16 protein-coding genes and 1 pseudogene are annotated in these 19,250 nt (G+C 66.7%); 10 read left to right on the plus strand and 7 right to left on the minus strand.

The window, feature by feature from the left end; all coding sequences use genetic code 11:
- From AB4Y92_RS22225 to AB4Y92_RS22240, 4 genes are all read right to left on the minus strand, one after another.
- Positions 1–918, minus strand: a complete 918-nt coding sequence (locus AB4Y92_RS22225; RefSeq protein WP_441821639.1) for a hypothetical protein — start codon at positions 916–918, stop codon at positions 1–3.
- A gap of 141 nt (positions 919–1,059) precedes the next feature.
- Positions 1,060–1,800: an acetoacetyl-CoA reductase gene (gene phbB / locus AB4Y92_RS22230; protein WP_441821640.1), complete on the minus strand. Its 741-nt coding sequence runs from the start codon at positions 1,798–1,800 to the stop codon at positions 1,060–1,062.
- Between the two features lie 39 nt (positions 1,801–1,839).
- Positions 1,840–3,168 carry a CitMHS family transporter gene (locus tag AB4Y92_RS22235; protein WP_441821641.1) on the minus strand — a complete coding sequence of 443 codons (1,329 nt, stop codon included), beginning with the start codon at positions 3,166–3,168 and terminating at the stop codon, positions 1,840–1,842.
- A gap of 301 nt (positions 3,169–3,469) precedes the next feature.
- Positions 3,470–4,660, minus strand: coding sequence for an OprO/OprP family phosphate-selective porin (locus AB4Y92_RS22240; RefSeq protein ID WP_441821642.1), 1,191 nt, complete (start codon positions 4,658–4,660; stop codon positions 3,470–3,472).
- A gap of 218 nt (positions 4,661–4,878) precedes the next feature.
- Between AB4Y92_RS22240 and AB4Y92_RS22245 the strand changes: the two genes are divergently transcribed.
- The 5 genes from AB4Y92_RS22245 to AB4Y92_RS22265 all read left to right on the plus strand — a co-directional run bounded on the left by AB4Y92_RS22245 (position 4,879) and on the right by AB4Y92_RS22265 (position 11,797).
- Positions 4,879–5,589, plus strand: coding sequence for a response regulator (locus AB4Y92_RS22245; protein ID WP_441821643.1), 711 nt, complete (start codon positions 4,879–4,881; stop codon positions 5,587–5,589).
- A complete protein-coding gene (locus tag AB4Y92_RS22250; protein WP_441821644.1) occupies positions 5,582–7,030 on the plus strand; it encodes a sensor histidine kinase in 1,449 nt (482 codons plus the stop codon). Before AB4Y92_RS22245 ends, AB4Y92_RS22250 begins: the two co-directional genes overlap by 8 nt.
- A gap of 74 nt (positions 7,031–7,104) precedes the next feature.
- Entirely contained in the window at positions 7,105–8,202 is a 1,098-nt protein-coding gene (locus AB4Y92_RS22255; RefSeq protein WP_441821666.1) for an ABC transporter substrate-binding protein, read from the plus strand.
- Between the two features lie 216 nt (positions 8,203–8,418).
- Complete coding sequence (locus AB4Y92_RS22260; RefSeq protein ID WP_441821645.1) at positions 8,419–10,731, plus strand: NADP-dependent malic enzyme; 2,313 nt, start codon at positions 8,419–8,421, stop codon at positions 10,729–10,731.
- A 10-nt stretch (positions 10,732–10,741) separates the two neighbouring features.
- Positions 10,742–11,797: a glycosyltransferase gene (locus AB4Y92_RS22265; protein WP_441821646.1), complete on the plus strand. Its 1,056-nt coding sequence runs from the start codon at positions 10,742–10,744 to the stop codon at positions 11,795–11,797.
- Positions 11,798–11,809: 12 nt separating this feature from the next.
- Here AB4Y92_RS22265 and AB4Y92_RS22270 read toward each other — a convergent pair.
- A pseudogene (locus AB4Y92_RS22270) lies at positions 11,810–11,890 on the minus strand (DUF6053 domain-containing protein); the annotation flags it as partial.
- Between AB4Y92_RS22270 and AB4Y92_RS22275 the strand changes: the two are divergent.
- A complete protein-coding gene (locus tag AB4Y92_RS22275) occupies positions 11,889–12,236 on the plus strand; it encodes a hypothetical protein (protein ID WP_441821647.1) in 348 nt (115 codons plus the stop codon). The pseudogene AB4Y92_RS22270 and the gene AB4Y92_RS22275 sit on opposite strands and share 2 nt — an antisense overlap.
- Before the next feature lie 134 nt (positions 12,237–12,370).
- Here the strand turns inward: AB4Y92_RS22275 and AB4Y92_RS22280 are convergent, their stop codons facing one another.
- On the minus strand, positions 12,371–13,003 hold the full coding sequence (locus AB4Y92_RS22280) for a flavodoxin family protein (protein ID WP_441821648.1): 633 nt from the start codon (positions 13,001–13,003) through the stop codon (positions 12,371–12,373).
- Between the two features lie 99 nt (positions 13,004–13,102).
- Between AB4Y92_RS22280 and AB4Y92_RS22285 the strand changes: the two genes are divergently transcribed.
- Positions 13,103–13,987 carry a LysR substrate-binding domain-containing protein gene (locus AB4Y92_RS22285; RefSeq protein ID WP_441821649.1) on the plus strand — a complete coding sequence of 295 codons (885 nt, stop codon included), beginning with the start codon at positions 13,103–13,105 and terminating at the stop codon, positions 13,985–13,987.
- Between the two features lie 178 nt (positions 13,988–14,165).
- Here AB4Y92_RS22285 and AB4Y92_RS22290 read toward each other — a convergent pair whose 3' ends face one another.
- Positions 14,166–15,044 carry a LysR family transcriptional regulator gene (locus AB4Y92_RS22290; protein ID WP_441821650.1) on the minus strand — a complete coding sequence of 293 codons (879 nt, stop codon included), beginning with the start codon at positions 15,042–15,044 and terminating at the stop codon, positions 14,166–14,168.
- An 86-nt stretch (positions 15,045–15,130) separates the two neighbouring features.
- Between AB4Y92_RS22290 and AB4Y92_RS22295 the strand changes: the two genes are divergently transcribed.
- From AB4Y92_RS22295 to aceE, 3 genes are all read left to right on the plus strand, one after another.
- Entirely contained in the window at positions 15,131–15,775 is a 645-nt protein-coding gene (locus AB4Y92_RS22295) for a glutathione binding-like protein (RefSeq protein ID WP_057941477.1), read from the plus strand.
- The gene (locus AB4Y92_RS22300; RefSeq protein ID WP_441821651.1) at positions 15,772–16,101 is read left to right on the plus strand and encodes a DMT family transporter; all 330 of its coding nucleotides are present in this window, start codon (positions 15,772–15,774) and stop codon (positions 16,099–16,101) included. Before AB4Y92_RS22295 ends, AB4Y92_RS22300 begins: the two co-directional genes overlap by 4 nt.
- Positions 16,102–16,477: 376 nt before the next feature.
- Positions 16,478–19,183: a pyruvate dehydrogenase (acetyl-transferring), homodimeric type gene (aceE, locus tag AB4Y92_RS22305; RefSeq protein WP_441821652.1), complete on the plus strand. Its 2,706-nt coding sequence runs from the start codon at positions 16,478–16,480 to the stop codon at positions 19,181–19,183.
- The last annotated feature ends 67 nt before the right edge of the window (positions 19,184–19,250 follow it).

Genomic DNA, 19,250 nt, shown 5'->3' on the forward strand with positions numbered 1-19,250 from the left:
TTATTCGGTTTTGAAGTTGGCGTCGCGCAGCGCCTGGATCAGCGTCTTCAGATCGTCGTAGGGTTCGCTGTCGCGCAGATCGTTGAGGCTGTTCTTGAGATTGGTGCGCCGTTCGGCGAGGGTGCCGCTCAAATCGGCGGTTTCGCCCTTGGCCGCGAGAAACCCTTGCAACACCGGCAGTTGCGCCTCCGGCAAGGCATCGACGAAATCCGATACCCAATCGGTGCCCTGCTGCAATTGCACGATCTGCGTGTCGGACATCGCCTTGAGCGTTTGCAGGCGCTGGCTGTCCCGGGCTTGCTGCTCGGCGGCGGATTTCTGCACGCCGAGGATCGCCCCGTTGATGGTGCCGGCATGGTAGTAGTCGAGTATGTCCGACAGCGCGACCTGCGGCGGATAGACGCCGGTTCCGCGCAGCATGGATTGGCGGATGTTGACCAGCACGCTCTTGCGGTTGGCGTCCATCTGCGCGATCAGCGCATCGAGCGTGCGATCGAACAGATAGTCCTTGTCGTAGATGGTCTGGCCGCCGTGGAGCAGCGCGGAGAACGCGATGTAGTTGTCCTTCACCCCGACCGAGTCGGTCAGCGTGGCGGCGATGTCGGTCAGCAGCGAGAGCCCGTCGACCGCGGCCTTGCTGTGCTTGCGGTTGGAAGCGACATCGTTGCGGAATTCGGCGTAGCGGATATCGCTGAGCGCCAGCAGTTTCACGATCGCCTGATCGCGCTTGGCCTTGTCGTCGCCGCTTTCGATCAGCGACTGGACCAGATCGTCGGCCTTGAAGCCGTTCTTGCTTTCCAGATCCTTCGGCTTGACCAGCGGCGCCGGCGCGCCGCGCAGGGTCGAACAGCCGCTGGCGCTCAGGCACAGCGACAGACAAAGAAGCAGCGCGGCGGGCGCCTTCCCTAGCGTGATCATGTTGTCCCCCTGTCTGCGCCGGCGACGATTCGCCGGCCGCGCACATAGGGCATAACGAAACCCGGGCGCGGATCAGGACAGGCGCTCGTGCCGATGCCCCCGGGCGCCGAAGGGGGAGGGACGCGCCCGGGGGCGGGCCGATCAACTCATCTGCAAGCCACCATTGACCGCATAATCCGCGCCGGTCACGAACGCCGCATCATCCGAAGCCAACCATGCGCACAGACTGGCGATCTCCTCCGGCTTGCCGAGCCGCCGCACCGGCACCGACGCGGCGAGGCGGTCGAGCACATCGGGCGGGAACGCGCTGATCGAGGCGCTGGCGACATAACCTGGGGACACGGTGTTGACCGTCACCGCGCGCGCGGCGAATTCCAGCGCGAGCGAACGGGTGAAGCCGTGCATGGCCGACTTCGCCGTGGCGTAGTTGACCTGGCCGATCTGGCCCTTCTGCGCGCTGACCGAGCCGATGTTGATGATCCGGCCCCAGCCGCGCGAGGCCATGCCGTCGATCACCTGCTTGGTGATGTTGAACAGCGTGTGCAGATTGCCGGCCATGACCGCGTTCCAATCCTCGCGCGTCATCTGCCGGAACAAAACGTCGCGGGTGCCGCCGGCGTTGTTGACCAGGACATCCACCTCGCCGACTTCGGCCTTGACCTTGGCGAACGCGGCCACGGTGGAATCCCAATCGGCGGCGTTGCCTTCGGAGGCGATGAAGTCGAAGCCCAGCTCGCGCTGCTCGCGCAGCCAGCCGGCTTTGCGCGGCGAGTTCGGGCCGCAGCCGGCGACCACGGTATGGCCGCTGTGCGCGAGTTTCTGGCAGATCGCGGTGCCCAGGCTGCCCATGCCGCTGGTGACGTAGGCGATACGGAGTGTCATGGCAATCGATTCCTGTGATGAGGCGCGGCGACGGCGCGATCAGGCGGCGAAGGGATACAGGGCGAACAACAACGACGCGGCGAGCAGCAACAGCGAAATCAGCACCGCCCACTTCAAGGTGAACTTCTGGTGGTCGGCGAAATCCACGTTGGCCATGCCGACCAGCAGATAGGTTGAAGGCACCAGCGGGCTCAACAGATGCACCGGCTGGCCCGCCAGCGACGCGCGCGCCATCTCCACCGGGGTGATGCCGTAGTGGCCGGCGGCCTCCGACAGGATCGGCAGCACGCCGAAATAGAACGCGTCGTTGGACATGAAGAAGGTGAAAGGCATGCTGGCGATCGCGGTGATCACCGCCAAGTACGGGCCCCAGGCGTCGGGAATCACCGCCAGGAAGCTGCGCGACATCGCCTCGACCATGCCGGTGTTGGACAAGATGCCGGTGAAGATGCCGGCGGCGAAGATCAGCGACACCACCGCCAGCACGTTGCCGGCGTGATTGCCGATGCGGCGGCGTTGTTCGGCCAGATCCGGATAGTTGATCACCAGCGCGATCGCGAAGCCGATCATGAACAACACCGGCAGCGGCAGCAGGCCCATGATCAGCGCCGCCATCAGCGCGACCGTCAGCGATGCGTTGATCCACAGCAGCTTGGGCCGCTTGGTGTCTTCGCTGTCGGCCAGGGTCGGCAGATTGTCGCTGGCGGTGTCGAGTTCGGGATTCCAGTCGGCGGCGTGGCCGTCGAGCGTCACGATGCCGAGCCGGCGCCGCTCGCGCAGGCCCAGATACCAGGCCAGGGCGATGATGCCGAGCAGCGAGACCGCCATCGCCGGCAGCAGTGGCACGAACACTTCGCTGGGGTCCACGTGCAAGGCGGTGGCCGCGCGCGCGGTCGGCCCGCCCCAGGGGGTGAGATTCATCACGCCGCTGGCCAGGATGGTCACGCAGGTCAGATTCAAGGCGTTCATGCGTAGCCGCTGGAACAGCGGCAGCATCGCCGAGACGGTGATCATGTACGTGGTCGAGCCGTCGCCGTCGAGCGAGATCAGCATCGCCAACACCGCGGTGCCGACCACGATCTTGACCGGATCGCCCTTGACCAGCTTGAGGATGCGCTTGACGATCGGATCGAACAGACCCGCGTCGATCATCACCCCGAAGTACAGGATCGCGAACATCAGCATCACGCCGGTCGGCGCGATTTTCTTGATGCCCTCGATCATCATCTCGCCGATGCCGGCGCCGAAACCGCCGAGCAGGGCGAAACCGATCGGTATCACGATCAGAGCCACCAGCGGCGACAGCCGCTTGCTCATGATCAGATACATGAAAGTCAGGACCATGCCGAAGCCGAGCGCGGTCAACATGTGTGGCTCCTTTGGAGCGAGAAATGAGTGCGGAGGAGTGAGGAGTGAGTAGGGCGGGCGAGCTGGAGATGAGTTCTGAGGAGCGGGCAGAGCGCAGCTTTTGCTTTACTCTCTCCTCACTCCTGTGAACTCGTTCCTGCCTCAAAAGTGGTACTGAAACCGCCCCACCACCACGGGGCGAGAAATGAGTGCGGAGGAGTGAGGAGTGAGTAGGGCGGGCGAGTGGAAATGAGTTCTGAGGAGCGTTCAGAGCGCAGCTTTTGCTTTACTCACTCCTCACTCCTGAGAACTCGTTCCTGCCTCAAAAGTCGTACTGAAACCGCCCCACCACAGCACGCGTGCGATCCAAGGTCCGATCCGCCAACCGATCGCGATTGCGGCTCTCGATCCAATCCAGCATGAAGCGCAGATTCGAGCGCAGATGCCAGTTCACCCCGACGCTGGTCTGATCCATCGACACATCGCTGAAATTCGCCGCGCCGTTGAGGTGCTGCTTGCCGCGGATCGTGTCGTAGCGCGCCGCCACCTGCCACGCGCCGCTGCTGCGCGTCGGCTTCACCCGGCCGAAGCGGCCGGACTTGCTGTCGTATGGCGTGGTCTCGCCGGTGATGAACCAGCCGACCAGGCCGTAGGCCGAGCGGATATCGCCGCGTTGCGAGCCGTCGTCGAAATTCGCCCCGCTCACCTCGGACTGCAGATACCAGGGCCCGCGGGTGAAGCCGAACTCCAGCGAGTACTTATCGACATCGGTATCGAGCCCGCGGCTGAAATTGACCAAGGTCGCGCGGCTGTTGTCGGACAGATGCCCGGCCGGACGCGGCGCGATGCGCAGGCCGTTGGCGCCGTCGCGGCCGGGATGATCGTAGTACTCGCGCGCCAGCGACAAGCCCAGGTGCAAGGTGTCGCCGTCGTCGTGGCGCGGCGCCCAGGTGCCGCGCGCGCCGAACGCGCGGCCCTTGACTTGCCACACATCGATGCTTTCCAGGCTGTAGACGCTGCCGCCGATGGTGTAGTCCTCGCCGTCGGTGATCCAGGCCGCGCCGAGTCGGTACAAGGGCGCGACGGAACTGGCGAACATGCTGCGCTCCATGAACGCGCCGTAGTTCGAACTGATGCGGTCGTCCAGGGTGAAGTACTGCTTGAACTGGCCGATGGTCAGCTTGCCGGCCTTGAAATCCTTCGTGACGTAGACGTCCTTGGCCTCGACGTTGTCGCCGCTGAACTTGTCCTGCAGGCCGGCGAAGTCGCCTTCGATCTTGTAGCCCCAGCCGTAGAACCGGCCCGACACGTCCAGCCACAGCCGGCGCACTTCGCTGTCGTCGGGATTGGCCGTGCCGCGATCGTCGTTGTCGAACTGGGCGAAGTCCCAGTGCACACGGCCGCCGAGCTCGGCGGTGACGGGCTTATCGCCGGCTTCATCGGCATGAACGACGCCGGACGCGGCGAGCAGGCACAGCGCGACACACGCGCCGGCGTGGTGGACAACAGCCATCGATGTTTCTCCCGACCCTGCTTTTCCCGCAGTTTTCCGCGCGACAGGCGGCGCGCACTGCGCTTATAGTTGGGTCGGCCCGGACGGCCTGTCCCAACCCCTCCAGCGCAGGCTAGGCGGTCGAAGCTGTCAAAGACCTGTCATCACGCCTGTCATCGCCGGAGCGATTCGTCCGGCCGCTCCCTGACTGCGGCCCGGGCCGCGACGGAAACCATCGAGTGCGCATCCTGCTAGTCGAGGACAACGCGGATCTGGCCGACGCCATCGTCAGGCGCATGCGCCGCGACGGCCACGCCGTGGACTGGCAGTCCGACGGCCTGCAGGCGGCCAACGTGCTGCGTTATCAGGCCTTCGATCTGATCGTGCTCGACATCGGCCTGCCGCGGCTCAACGGCCTGGGCCTGCTGGCCGGATTGCGCGAACGCGGCGACACCACGCCGGTGTTGATGCTGACCGCGCGCGACGGCATCGAGGACCGGGTCAAGGCGCTGGATTCGGGCGCCGACGATTACCTCAGCAAGCCCTTCGACTTCCGCGAGTTCGAAGCGCGCTGCCGGGTGCTGCTGCGGCGCAACCGCGGCCAGGCCGCGGGCGTGGTGCAGATCGGCGCGCTGAGCTTCGACGCCGGCGCGCATCGCGTCACCCTCGACGGCGAAGCGATCGAAGTGCCCAACCGCGAGTTCCGCCTGCTGGAAATCCTGATCGGCAAACTCGGGCATGTGGTCAGCAAGGACGAGATCGGCAACGGCCTGTTCGGTTTCGACGACGAGGCCGGGCCGAATGCGATCGAGTTGTACGTCGGCCGCCTGCGCAAGCGCTTGGCGGCGGCGCCGCTGCGCATCGTGACCGTGCGCGGCGCCGGTTATCTGATCGAAGCGGCCGATGCCGCCGGTGCCGAGCCGCCCAGCGCGGAGCCCGCCGATGGCTGAGCCCGCGCGCACCGCGGCCGAGCGCCGCGACTCCATCCGCAAGACCTTGCTGATCTATCTGGGCGTGCTGTCGCTGATCGGCGCGGTGCTGCTGTTCGCGGCCGCGCGCAGTTACGGCCGCGCCGCCGCGGATCGCTCTTACGACCATCTGCTGATCGCCTCGGCGCTGTCGATCGCCGACAGCGTGGCCCTGGTCGATGGCCAGTGGCAGGTCGATCTGCCCTATGCCGCGCTGGACTTGTTGGCGATGGCGCCGGAGGACCGCGTGTACTACCGCGTCGCCAGCCGCGAAGGCGCCACCATCACCGGTTACAGCGACCTGCCCGCGCCGCCGTCGCCGCCGCTGGACGGCAAGCCGCGGTTGTTCGATGCGATGTACCTGGGCGAACGCACCCGCTTCGTCGCGGTGTCGCGCTGGGTCGCCGGGCCGTTCGCGCAGGGGCAGGCGATCGTGCAGGTGGGGCAGACGCGCATCGCCCGCGAAGCGCTGGCCGACGATGTGGTGTTGCGCGCCTTGGTGGCGATCGTCGCCGCTTCGCTGGCGGCGCTGGTTCTGGTGTGGGTCGGCGTGCATCGCGCGCTGCGGCCGGTTCAGAAATTGGAGCGCGATCTGTCGCTGCGCGAGCCGTCCGACTTGAGGCCGGTCACCGGCGCGGTGCCGTTGGAACTCGATCAACTGGTCGGTGCGCTCAACCGTTTCATGGCGCGGCTGTCGGCCAGCAACGAAACCCTGCGCGCGTTCATGGGCGATGCCGCGCACCAGATGCGCACGCCGCTGGCGGCGCTGCGCGCGCAGGCGCAACTGGCGCTGGACGAAGACGATCCGGCCGAACAGCGCCGCAGCCTGGTGATGATCGAGCGCAACGCCAGCCACATGAGCCGGCTGTTGAACCAGTTGCTCAGCGACGCCAGCGCGATCCATCGCTCGCATCTGCAGCAGTTCGAAACGGTAGATCTGGCCGAGCTGCTGCATCAGGCGATCTTCGAATCGATCCCGCAATCGGGCCCGCGCCCGGACCTGCGTCTGGCCGCGACCAATCATCCGGTGCTGGTGCGCGGTGACGCGCTGCTGCTGCGCGAGGCGATCAAGAACCTGATCGACAACGCGCTCAAGCACGGCCAGCCGCGTTCGGCGGAGCGCAAGCATATCGATCAAGGCGAGGGCGGTCCGTTGCAGATCGCGCTGACCGTGAGCGACGACGAACCCGTGCCGACCGCGGTGCTGACCGTCGCCGACCACGGCCCCGGCATCGCTGCGGCCGACGCGCAGACCGTATTCGAACGCTTCGCCCGCGGCCGCGACGCCGCCGCCGGCGGCGCCGGCCTGGGGCTGGCGATCGTCAAGCGCATCGTGGACAGCCATGGCGGCCGGATCGACTTGTCCAATCGCGTCGGCGGCGGGCTGGTGGTGACCTTGCGGCTGCCGAGGGCCTTACCGTGAGAGCGAGGAACGAGTTTGGAGGAGTGAGAAACGAGAAAAAGCCCGGGCGCTGGCGGTCATCCGCCGTGCGCCGCTTGTGCCTCTACTCATTTCTCACTCTTCTCCACTCGTTCCTCGCGGCCAGCGCCGCCCCCGGCGACATCCGCACCTTCAAATCCCCGCAACCCACCGCCGCCCACCTGCGCATCCACGGCTCGACCGATATCGAGAACTTCGCCGCGGTCATCAGCGACTACCAGCGCCTGAATCCCGGCACCGAAGTCGAATACACCGATCTGGTCGCCCAGGACGTGTACGCGCGCCACCTGCAGGGCGGGCCGCGCGCCAGCGCCGATCTGCTGATCAGCAGCGGTATGGACCTGCAGACCAAGCTGGCCAACGACGGCCACGCCCTGGCCCATCGCTCGCCCGCCACCGCCGCGCTGCCGGCGTGGTCGCAGTGGCGCCACGAAGCCTTCGGCATCAGCTACGAACCGGTCGTCATCGTCTACAACAAGCGCCTGTTGCCGGCCGCGCAGGTGCCGCACACGCGCCGCCAGTTGCTGGCGCTGCTGCGCGATCCGGCGGCGAAGCTGTCCGGGCGGGTCGGCACCTACGATGTCGCCCGCAGCAGCGTGGGCTATCTGCTGGCGACCCAGGATCACCAGCTCGGCAGCATGGCCGGCGCCCTGCAGGCCGCGCTCGGCGACAACCGGGTGGTGCTGGAGGAGCGCACCGGGCCCTTGCTCGACCGGGTCGCCAAGGGCGAGCTGGCGCTGGCCTACAACGTGCTGGGCTCCTACGCCCAGGCGCGGGTCGACGCCGGTGCGCCGCTGGGCATCGTCCTGCCCGAGGACTACACCCTGGTGCTGCTGCGCACCGCGCTGATCCCGCGCACCGCCGCCAACGCCGCCGAGGCCGGGCGCTTCCTCGACTACCTGCTGTCGCCGCGCGGCCAGAGCATGCTGGCCCGCCATGTCGGCCTGCAGCCGGTGCTGCGCGCGAACGCCGCCGGCGACGGCGCGCCGCTGGGACCGCAGGCCCGCGACGGCGCCCGGGTCCGGGCGCTGCGGCCGATCCCGCTGGGGCCGGGGCTGCTGGTGTATCTGGACGCGCTCAAGCGCCGCCAGTTCCTCGACGCCTGGCGCAGCACGGTCCAGCCGCAGCGCAAGGCCGGGGCGGCGGCGCCGTGAGTGCCCATACGCGGGCGTCGGTTACCCGCGCCGCGGCGCCCGGCGGGCCCGGCCGGCCGCTGGCGCAAAGACCGCGGCAGGTGTCGCGGTTACAACTGTGTACAGCCCCAAAGTACTAATGAATGACGCCTGGCGGTCGCGCGAATCCGCCCTGACGATCCATTAGACTGCACCTTCACGCCATGCTCGCGCCCCTGCCACGGTAGCCCCCAAGCGATGTCCGACAACGATCTGAAAACCGCCGCGCTCGACTATCACCGCCTCAGCCCGCCGGGCAAGATCAAGGTCACCGCGACCAAGCCGATGGTCACCCAGCGCGACCTGGCCCTGGCCTATTCGCCGGGCGTGGCCTACGCCTGCGAGGCCATCGTCGAGGACCCCAACGCCGCCAGCGAACTCACCGCGCGCGGCAACCTGGTCGCCGTCATCAGCAACGGCACCGCCGTGCTGGGCCTGGGCGACATCGGCCCGCTGGCCGGCAAGCCGGTGATGGAAGGCAAGGGCGTGCTGTTCCAGAAGTTCGCCGGCATCGACGTGTTCGACATCGAAATCGACGAACGCGATCCGGACAAGCTGGTCGACATCATCGCCTCGCTGGAGCCGACCTTCGGCGGCATCAACCTTGAAGACATCAAGGCGCCGGAATGCTTCATCGTCGAGCGCAAGCTGCGCGAGCGCATGAAGATCCCGGTGTTTCACGACGATCAGCACGGCACCGCGATCATCGTCGGCTCCGCCGTGCTCAACGCGCTGGAAGTGGTCGGCAAGAAGATCTCCGAGGTCAAGCTCGCCACCAGCGGCGCCGGCGCCGCCGGCATCGCCTGCCTGGACATGCTGGTCGCGCTGGGCATGAAGCCGCAGAACATCCTCGCTGTAGACCGCGACGGCGTGCTCTACAGCGGCCGCGGCAACATGGACCCGGACAAGCAGCGCTACGCGCGCGACACCGACAAGCGCACCCTGGCCGACATCATCGCCGGCGCCGACGTGTTCCTGGGCCTGTCCGCCGGCGGCGTACTCAAGCCGGAAATGGTCGCGACGATGGCCGACAAGCCGATCATCCTCGCCCTGGCCAATCCGTACCCGGAAATCCTGCCCGAAGACGCCAAGGCCGTGCGTCCGGACTGCATCATCGCCACCGGCCGTTCGGACTACCCGAACCAGGTCAACAACGCGCTGTGCTTCCCGTACATCTTCCGCGGCGCGCTCGATGTCGGCGCCACCGTCATCAACGAAGAAATGAAGCTGGCCTGCGTGCGCGCGATCGCGGCGCTGGCGCGCATGGAGTCTTCGGATCTCGGCGGTGCTTATGGCGGGGACGTCCCCACGTTTGGCTCCGAATACCTGATCCCGCGTCCGTTCGACCCGCGCCTGCTGGTGATGCTGGCCCCGGCCGTGGCCAAGGCGGCGATGGATTCGGGCGTGGCCAAGCGTCCGATCCTGGACATGGACGCCTACGAAGAAAAGCTCAGCCAATACATCTACCGCACCGGCCTGTTGATGAAGCCGGTCTACGACCGCGCCCGCGCCGACCGCAAGCGCGTGGTCTACGCCGAAGGCGAGGAAGAAACCGTGCTGCGCGCGGTGCAGACGGTGATCGACGAAGAACTGGCCTATCCGATCCTGATCGGCCGCCCGGACGTCATCGACACCCGCATCAAGCGCCTGGGCCTGCGCATGCGCGAAGGCGTGGACTTCGAGTTGACCAACATCAACGACGATCCGCGCTTCAACGAATACTGGCAGCAGTACCATGCGCTGACCGAACGCCGCGGCGTGTCGCCGGCGGCGGCGAAGAACCTGCTGCGTTCGCGTCCGACGCTGATCGCCGCGCTGATGGTCGAACGCGGCGAAGCCGACGCGATGATCTCGGGCCTTGTCGGCCGCTTCCACAAGAAGCTGGGCTACATGCGCAGCATCTTCGACTTCGACCCGGGCGTGTCCGGCACCTCGGCGATGACCGGCGTGATCAACGACCAGGGCGCGTGGTTCTTCCTCGACACCCATGTGCAGGTCGATCCCAGCGCCGAGCAGATCGCCGAAGCGACCTTGCAGGCGACCTACCGCCTCAAGCTGTTCGGCATCGAGCCCAAGGTCGCGCTGCTGTCGCACTCCAACTACGGCAGCCACGACAATCCGTCGGCGGCGAAGATGCGCAAGGTCCGCCAGATCGTCAAACAGCGCCAGCCCAAGCTGGAAATCGACGGCGAAATGCAGGCCGACACGGCATGGGACGACGTGCTGCGCAAGCGCATCTTCCCCAACGCGACCCTGCACGGCCGCGCCAACCTGTTCGTGCTGCCCAACCTGGACGCGGCCAACATCACCTACAACATGGTGCGGGTGATGACCGACGGCGTCGCCATCGGCCCGATCCTGATGGGCCTGGACAAGCCCGCGCACATCCTGACCCCGGCCTCGACCCCGCGCCGCGTCGTCAACATGACCGCCATCGCGGCCGTGGACGCGCAGATCCGCGCCTTGCGCGAAGCCGACCGCAAAGGGTTGGCGGAGCTCGGCGGAGTCTGATGCCGCGCGCATGGGCGAAGGGGGCGCGCTGAACGCCGTACTGGCCAGCGAACCGCTGCCGGTATCGGCGGCGCCCACCTTCGTCCCGGTGGCCGAGCCGCGGCCGCAGGTGAGCGTGTTGCTGCTGTGCTTTCGCGACGCGGACTACATCCGCGCCGCGATCGAAAGCGCCTTCGCCCAGACCGTGCCGTGCCAGATCATCGTTTCCAACGATTGCTCCGACGACGAAACCTTCGACATCGCGGTGGAAATGGTCGCCGCCTATCGCGGCCCGCACCGGGTCAGTGTGCGCCGCACCGAGCGCAACCTGGGCGTGTCGGCGCATTTCAACGATGCGATGACGCTCGCCCACGGCGACATCATCGTGATGATGGCCGGCGACGACATCGCCTATCCCGAACGCGTCGCCACCATCGTGCGCGCGTTCGAGGACACGCCCGGCGCGACCGTGCTCGGCAGCGATTTCGACGGCATCGGCACGCGCGGCGAACCGATCAAGGTCAGCTTCCGCGCGCGCCCGGAACGGTACGAACTCGATTACTACGTGCGCATCGGCCGCCTGATCGGCCTGCTCGGCGCGACCATGGCGTTCCGCCGCTGCGTCTACGACCGCTTCGGCCCGCTGCTTGGCCCGATCGAAGACAACGCGCTGAGCCTGCGCGGCGCGCTGCTGGGCCAGTCGCTATGCCTGCGCCAGCCGCTGATCCAATACCGGCGCCATCCCGGCAGCGTCAGCGGCACCGTGTTCGCGCGCGACGAACCGCGCGCGGTCGCCACCCGCCGCCGTTACGAGCGCACCGTGCAGTTCTATCGCGGCACCGCCGACGATCTGGAATCGTGCCTGCGGCAGATGCCGGAACTGCCCGAACGCAAGCGCCGCCTGGCGCGGCAAGTACTGGCGATGTACCGCATCGAAGCCGACGCGCGCGAAGCGATCATCGCGCAACCGCGCTGGCGCTGGCTGGGCCCGGTGATGCGCGGCCTGGCCCAGCGCGGCCTGCGCCGCAAGAGCGCCGAACGCGCCTTGAAGCTGCTGCTGCCGCGCTCGTGGTTCGGCCTGCGCTGATTCGCGCTCGAAGCGGCCCGCTGTTGTGGGAGGGCCTTCAGGCCCGACGCTTTTCGCTCCGATCGCCATCACCTCCAAGGCCCGCCCCCGCATGAGCTGGTACCTCACCCTTCGCCCCGCCGCATCGCAAGCCGAGCCGGCGGACACCGAAGCCCTGACCGCTTACCTCACCGCGCAACCCGAGCTGCGCCAGATCGGCCCGGTCGAATTCGAATCCGTGCCCGGCCAGCCGCAGATGCTGATGATCCTTGCCAAGGACAACGGCCGCGGCGGCTACGCCAGCGACGGCAAATTCATTCCGCGCATCGACATCATCGAACTGATCTGTCCTTATTCCGAACCGCCGGATTGGTACGACGCGATGGCAGCGCGCATCGCCGCGCATCTGCGTTGGCGGGCGGTGGAAGAAAGCGAAGAGCGGCAGGTCTGGCCGGCTTGATCGCGGCTCGAAGCCGCCTTGGCCCTTGATCTTGTGGGAGGGCCTTCAGGCCCGATGCCTTTCGATCAGATCAATGTAATTTCAGGCCATCTGATCGAAAAACATCGGGCCTGAAGGCCCTCCTACAAAAAACTTCAACGCGGCGAATCCATCTGCAAGTCCAGATACGGCCGCTCGAAGAACTGCCGCCCCAAGCTTTCCGCCGCCGCCACCGACCCCTGCGGATCGCGCGCGACCTCACCGCGCCCATTCCCCCACCCATGCACCGCGCCGATGAACTGCGAATGCGTGTAGCGCGCGTACTCCTGCAACTGATGCACGATCCCCAGCGCGATCGCCGGGTAGATTTCCTCCGACGACGTCAGCAACGCCACGCGCTTGCGCTTGATCCGCTCGCGCACCTGCGCCGAACCGGCGTGGCTTTTGGCGAAGTAACAAAACATCCGATCGAAGAACACCTTCGCCTGCCCCGACATCCCATACCAATACACCGGCGTGCACAGCGCGATGCCGTCGGCGGGTAAAAATTGATCGACGAACAACTCGCCGAACCCGTCGTCGATCCGGCAACGCCCGCTGTCGTCGCGGCACTGTCGGCAATCGCGCACCAACCCGTCGAGGTGATCGTCGATAAAGCGCACCGCCGCGTCGATCCCGCCCGCCCACGCGCCGCGTTCCACCGCCGCGGCCAAGGTGGCGCTGTTGCCGTCGCGGCGCGGGCTGGCGACCAGGATCAACAGGCGGGCAGGGGTGTGGGCTTCGGTCATCGGGGCGGGGCCGTGGCGGGAGCGATGAATCTATTTGCCGCCTACGCCTGCCACAAATGACGATAATCGCTCCGACATGAGCCAGATTCAGGCCAGACCATGTTCGCCGAGCTCCCGCTGACCGCCCTGCGCAGTTTCGAATCCGCCGCCCGCCACCTGAGCTTCAAGGCCGCGGCCGAGGAACTGCACGTCACCCCGACCGCGATCTCGCACCAGATCAAACAACTGGAGCACTGGCTGGGCCAGGCCCTGTTCGAACGCCTGCCGCGCGGCGTCGCCCTCACTGGCGAAGGCCGCCGGCTGTTCCGCGATCTGCACGGCGCGATGCTCGACATCGCCCAGTCGCTGGATGCCTTGCGTCCGCGTCGCAGCAGCGGCGGCCTGACCGTCACCACCACCGCCTCGTTCGCCGCGCTGTGGTTGATCCCGCGCCTGGGCGGCTTCTACCAACAGCATCCCGACATCGCCGTGCGTATCGACACCGGCGCGCAGGTGATCGATCTCAACCAGGACGCCAGCGTCGATCTGGCCATCCGCTACGGCGGCGCGGTGCCGGCCGGACTGCATCGGCACGGCGGCATGCAGGAACACTTCGGCGTCTACGGCGCGCCTGCTCATATCGAAATCGAAGCGGCCAAACCGTCGCCGACCTTGATCACCGTGGCCTGGGGTGATTCGCGGCTGTACGAATGCAGTTGGGAGACCTGGTGCGAGCGCGCCGGCCTGGACTGGATGAAACCCGGCGTGGTCATGCGCGCTTACGACGAAGAGCACTACGCGCTGCACGCGGCGAGCGCGGGGCAGGGCCTGGTGCTGGCCAGTTCGGTGGTGACTGCGGGAGCTGTTGCGCGCGGCTTGCTGGCGCCGTATCGGCCGCAGATCACGGTGCCGGGCGAGCGCTATCACGTGCTGTGCGTGCCCGGCCGCGAACGGCATCCGCCGGTGAAGGCGTTCTTGCGGTGGTTGGATGGGGAGATGGGGTGAGGGAGGCGGCTTTCGGGTGGCGGCTCGCTGAAGTCGCTGGATTCCCGCGTTCGCGGGAATGACGGTAGGAGGGTGGCGTCGTAGATGCAGCCGCGAACGTTTTTGCTCGTCATTCCCGCGAACGCGGGAATCCAGCGACTTCAGCCGGCCCCCTCCAGCGCAGCTCCCGTCCAATCCCCTAAGCCACCTCAACCCGCCCAGGCAACCACCCCATCGCAAATTCCCGCAACAACTTCACCCGAGCCGAGCGTCGCAGATCCGGATGGATCGCAAACCACAACTCGGTAGGCACCTCCGCCATCGGCGCCGACAACCGCTTCACCCCGCCCGCCGCATCGGCGAAATAGCACGGCAGCAGCGCACGCCCGATCCCCGCCTGACACGCCGCCAACGCCGCCGGCAGCGAATTCACCCGCATCGCGATGCGCGCCTCATCCACGTTCGCGCGCAGCCAATGCGCCGACGACAAATGCGACAGCGCATCGTCGAACCCCACCCACTCGCCGTCGGACAAGGCCGAACGCTTGCCCACCTTCGCGCCGCCGGCCACATACACCGCGGTGGAAATCGAAGCGATCCGCCGCACCGACAACCCATCGGGCATCAACGCGCTCGCCCGCAGCGCTACATCGGCGTCGGGCTGCTGCAGATTGACGAAGGCATTGGCGACGATCAGATCGCAGCGCACCTGCGGATGCTGCGCGGTGAACGCCGCGCACATCCGCGCCGCCACCCCGGCCAGCGTGTCGGGGATGGTGATGCGCAAACGCCCCTCGGCCTGCGCATCGCGCCCGGCCAGTTGCCGTTGCAGGCGATCGGCGTCGTCGAGAATCCGCTGCGCCGCCGCGATCGCGATCGCCCCGGCCTCGGTCGCGGTATAGCCGCTGCGGCTGCGCCGGAACAGCGCCGCGCCCGCACGCGCCTCGATCGCCGCCAGCCGCCGGAACGCGCTGGAATGGTCCAGCGCCAACGCCTTGGCCGCGCCGCTGAGGCTGCCGTGCGCGCCGATCGCGCGCAGCAGATCGAAATCTTCCAGGGACAATCGAGGTTGTCGCATCCGCAAGCAATCCTTGGGGTCGCGCCGTATTCCGGGCGCCGGGGCGTTCGACGAGAGTAGCGCCACTCCCTCACGGATACACGCTCATGAAGCTCTACTACACCCCGCACACCTGCTCGTTCGCCCCGCATATCGTCCTGCGCGAACTGGGCATCGAGGCCGAACTGCGCCGCGTGCGCATCGGCCCAGACCCCATCGTGGTCGCCGACGGCCGCGACTTCCGCGAACTCGGCGCGCTGGGCTACGTCCCGCTGCTGGAACTCGACGACGGCCGCGTGCTGCACGAAGGCGTGTCGATTCTGCAATACCTCGCCGACCAACACCCCGACAGCGGTCTCGCCCCCGCACCGGGCAGCGCCGAGCGCATCGAGTTGAACCAATGGCTGACCTTCATCAGTTCGGAGCTGCACAAACTCTTCAGCCCGTGGCTGTTCCACCCCGAGTACGGCGAAGCGCCGGCGCGGATCGCCCGCGAACGCCTGCAGCCGCGCCTGGCGCTGGTGGACCGCCATCTGGCCAAGAACGCATTCGTGCTGGGCGAGCGCTTCAGCATCGCCGACGCCTACCTCTACACCATCGCCGGCTGGGCCCGCGTGCTGAAGATGGACCTGCATCCGTACCCGGCCCTGGACGCTTATCTGGACCGCATCGGCCAACGCGACAGCGTGCGCGACGCGCTGCGCCGCGAACGCGAGGACGCGCGCGCACAACCCGAGCGAGCGCCTGCATGAAAGCCTCGACCGCATGGATGATGCTGATCGCCGCCGGCTTGATCGACGTGGCCTGGGCCTTGTCGATGAAACTCTCGCAGGGCTACACCCGGCCGTGGTGGACGGCGGCCTCGGTGGTCACCTTGATCGCCTTCGTCTGGCTGCTGGGCCGCGCGCTGACCGCCTTGCCGGTGGGCAGCGCGTATGCGGTGTGGACGGGTATCGGCGCCGCCGGCACGGTGCTGATCGGTTCGATGCTGTTCGGCGAATCCATCACGCCGATGAAGCTGGGCGGGGTGGGGCTGATCGTGGCGGGGATTTTGGTGTTGCGGGGAGCGCCGGCTTGATGGGCTGGACGGCAAAAGCAAATCCCCCCTGGCCCCCCTTTTTCAAAGGGGGGAATCCATCTCGGGGATTTCAGTAGCGGCTACTGCACCGCTTCGGATAACCGGGACACATCACCGCACCACCCACCACGCCCCCCACCCGAAGCATTCCCCCCCTTTAAAAAAGGGGGGCCAGGGGGGATTTGCTCTTCCAGCCGCCAAGCCCAACCAAACCCCACCGTATCCCGGCCCCCAGCACCATTCATCCATAGCCAATACGAACTATCCCACCCCACCGACCACCCAAAGCAAGCCGAACCCCATCCCCCGTTTGTTAGACTCGACGCTCTAATCCGTCCCCCAACATTCGAGGCGCGGCCACGGGGCCGCGAGATAGATGAACCAGCCGCTTGCCAGCTCCCTGCACGACCTCCTGCAGAACGACCCCGACCCGACCGAAACCCAGGAATGGGTCGAATCCGTCCAGGCCGTCATCGCCCGCGACGGCGCCGAGCGCGCCCACCAACTGCTCGAAGGTATGGTCGAGGTCACCCGCCGCGCCGGCGCCCACCTGCCGTTCCAGCCCACCACCGAATACATCAACACCATCCCGCCACACCTGGAGGCCAAGAGCCCCGGCGACGCCGCGATGGAATGGCGCATCCGCTCGCTGATCCGCTGGAACGCCATGGCGATGGTCGTGCGCGCCAACCGCAAGCCCGGCGACCTCGGCGGTCACATCGCCAGCTTCGCCTCCGCGGCCACCCTGTACGACGTCGGCTTCAACCACTTCTGGCGCGCGCCCTCGGCCGATCACCCCGGCGATGTCATCGGCGTGCAAGGCCACAGCTCCCCCGGCATCTACGCACGCTCCTTCCTCGAAGGCCGCATGAGCGAATCCCAGCTCGACAACTTCCGCATGGAAGTCGACGGCCGCGGCCTGAGCTCCTACCCGCACCCGTGGCTGATGCCCGATTACTGGCAAGTCCCGACCGTGTCGATGGGCCTGGGCCCCATCAGCGCCATCTACCAGGCGCGCAACTGGAAATACCTCGAAGGCCGCGGCCTGATGCCGAAGTCCGACCGCAAGGTCTGGGCCTTCCTCGGCGACGGCGAAACCGACGAACCCGAATCCCTCGGCGCCATCTCCGTCGCCGGCCGCGAAGGCCTCGACAACCTGGTCTTCGTCGTCAACTGCAACCTGCAGCGCCTCGACGGCCCGGTGCGCGGCAACGGCAAGATCATCCAGGAACTGGAAGGCCAATTCCGCGGCGCCGGCTGGAACGTCATCAAGACCATCTGGGGCAGCTACTGGGACCCGCTGCTGGCGCGCGACACCACCGGCAAGCTGCGCCAACTGATGATGGAAACCGTCGACGGCGAATACCAGAACTGCAAAGCCTTCGGCGGCAAATACACCCGCGACAACTTCTTCGGCAAATACCCGGAAACCGCCGCACTGGTCGCCAACCTGTCCGACGACGACATCTGGCGCCTCAACCGCGGCGGCCACGACCCGCACAAGGTCTTCGCCGCCTACCAGGAAGCCGTCAACACCAAGGGCATGCCCACCGTCATCCTGGCCAAGACGGTCAAGGGCTACGGCATGGGCGCGTCGGGCGAATCGCTCAACCCGACCCACGGCACCAAGAAGATGGACGACGAAGCCGTCCGCCTGTTCCGCGACCGCTTCAACATCCCGGTCACCGATGAGCAACTGAAAGACGGCGCTGTCCCGTTCTACCACCCCGGCGAAAAATCGCCGGAAGTCGAATACATGCTCGAGCGCCGCAAGGCCCTCGGCGGCTTCCTGCCGCAGCGTCGCCGCAAAGCCAGCACCTCGCTGGAAGTGCCCAAGCTCGAAACCTACGACCGCCTGCTCAAGAGCACCGGCGAGCGCGAAATCAGCACCACCATGTCGTTCGTGCAGGCCCTCAACATCGCCCTGCGCGATAAGCAAGTCGGTCCCCGTATCGTCCCCATCGTCGCGGATGAAGCGCGTACCTTCGGCATGGAGGGTCTGTTCCGCCAATTGGGCATCTACGCCCCTCACGGCCAGAAGTACAAGCCGGTCGATCGCGACCAGCTGATGTACTACCGCGAAGACACCACCGGCCAGGTGCTGGAAGAAGGCATCACCGAAGCAGGCGCGTTCTCCTCGTGGCTCGCCGCCGCGACCAGCTACAGCACTAACGACCTGCAGATGCTGCCGTTCTACATCTACTACTCGATGTTCGGCTTCCAGCGCATCGGCGACAGCGCCTGGCAAGCCGCCGACATGCGCGCGCGCGGCTTCCTGCTCGGCGCCACCGCCGGCCGCACCACGCTCAACGGCGAAGGCCTGCAACACGAAGACGGCCACAGCATGGTCCAGGCCGGCCTGATCCCGAACTGCCGCAGCTACGACCCGACCTTCAGCTACGAAGTCGTGACCCTGCTGCAACACGGCATGCAGCGCATGCTGACCGAACAACAGGATGAGTACTGGTACCTCACCCTGATGAACGAAAACTACACCCACCCCGACATGCCCGAAGGCAGCGCCGACGGCATCATCAAGGGCATGTACCTGTTGAAAGACGCCGGCAAGCCCAAGAAGGGCGAACTGCGCGTGCAACTGATGGGCAGCGGCACCATCCTGCGCGAAGCCATCGCCGCGGCTGAGTTGCTGGACAAAGACTTCGGCGTCACCGCCGACATCTGGTCCTGCCCCAGCTTCAACGAACTCGCCCGCGACGCCAGCGACGCCGAGCGTTGGAACCGCCTCAACCCGGAAGCGAAGACCGCGCGCAAGCCGTACATCACCGAACTGCTGGAAGGCCGCCAAGGCCCGGCGATCGCCGCGACCGACTACATCCGCATGTACCCGGAGCAAGTGCGCGCCTTCGTGCCGATGCGCTACACCGTGCTGGGCACCGACGGCTTCGGCCGCTCCGATACCCGCGCTAACTTGCGCCGTCACTTCGAGGTTGATCGCTACTACATCGCGCATGCGGCCATTGCGGCGCTGGCGGCGGAGGGGAAGATGACGGGGAAGGATGTGGCGAGGGCTATTAAGCAGTACAAGATTGATGTGGACAAGCCGAATCCCTTGGGGGTTTAAGGTTCCATCAGATCTGAAAAAGCAGCCTTCGGGCTGCTTTTTTTTATCAAAAAAGTCTGGACTCTCT

It is taken from the genome of Lysobacter sp. TAB13 (assembly GCF_052113885.1).
Taxonomy (GTDB): Bacteria; Pseudomonadota; Gammaproteobacteria; order Xanthomonadales; family Xanthomonadaceae; genus Lysobacter; species Lysobacter gummosus.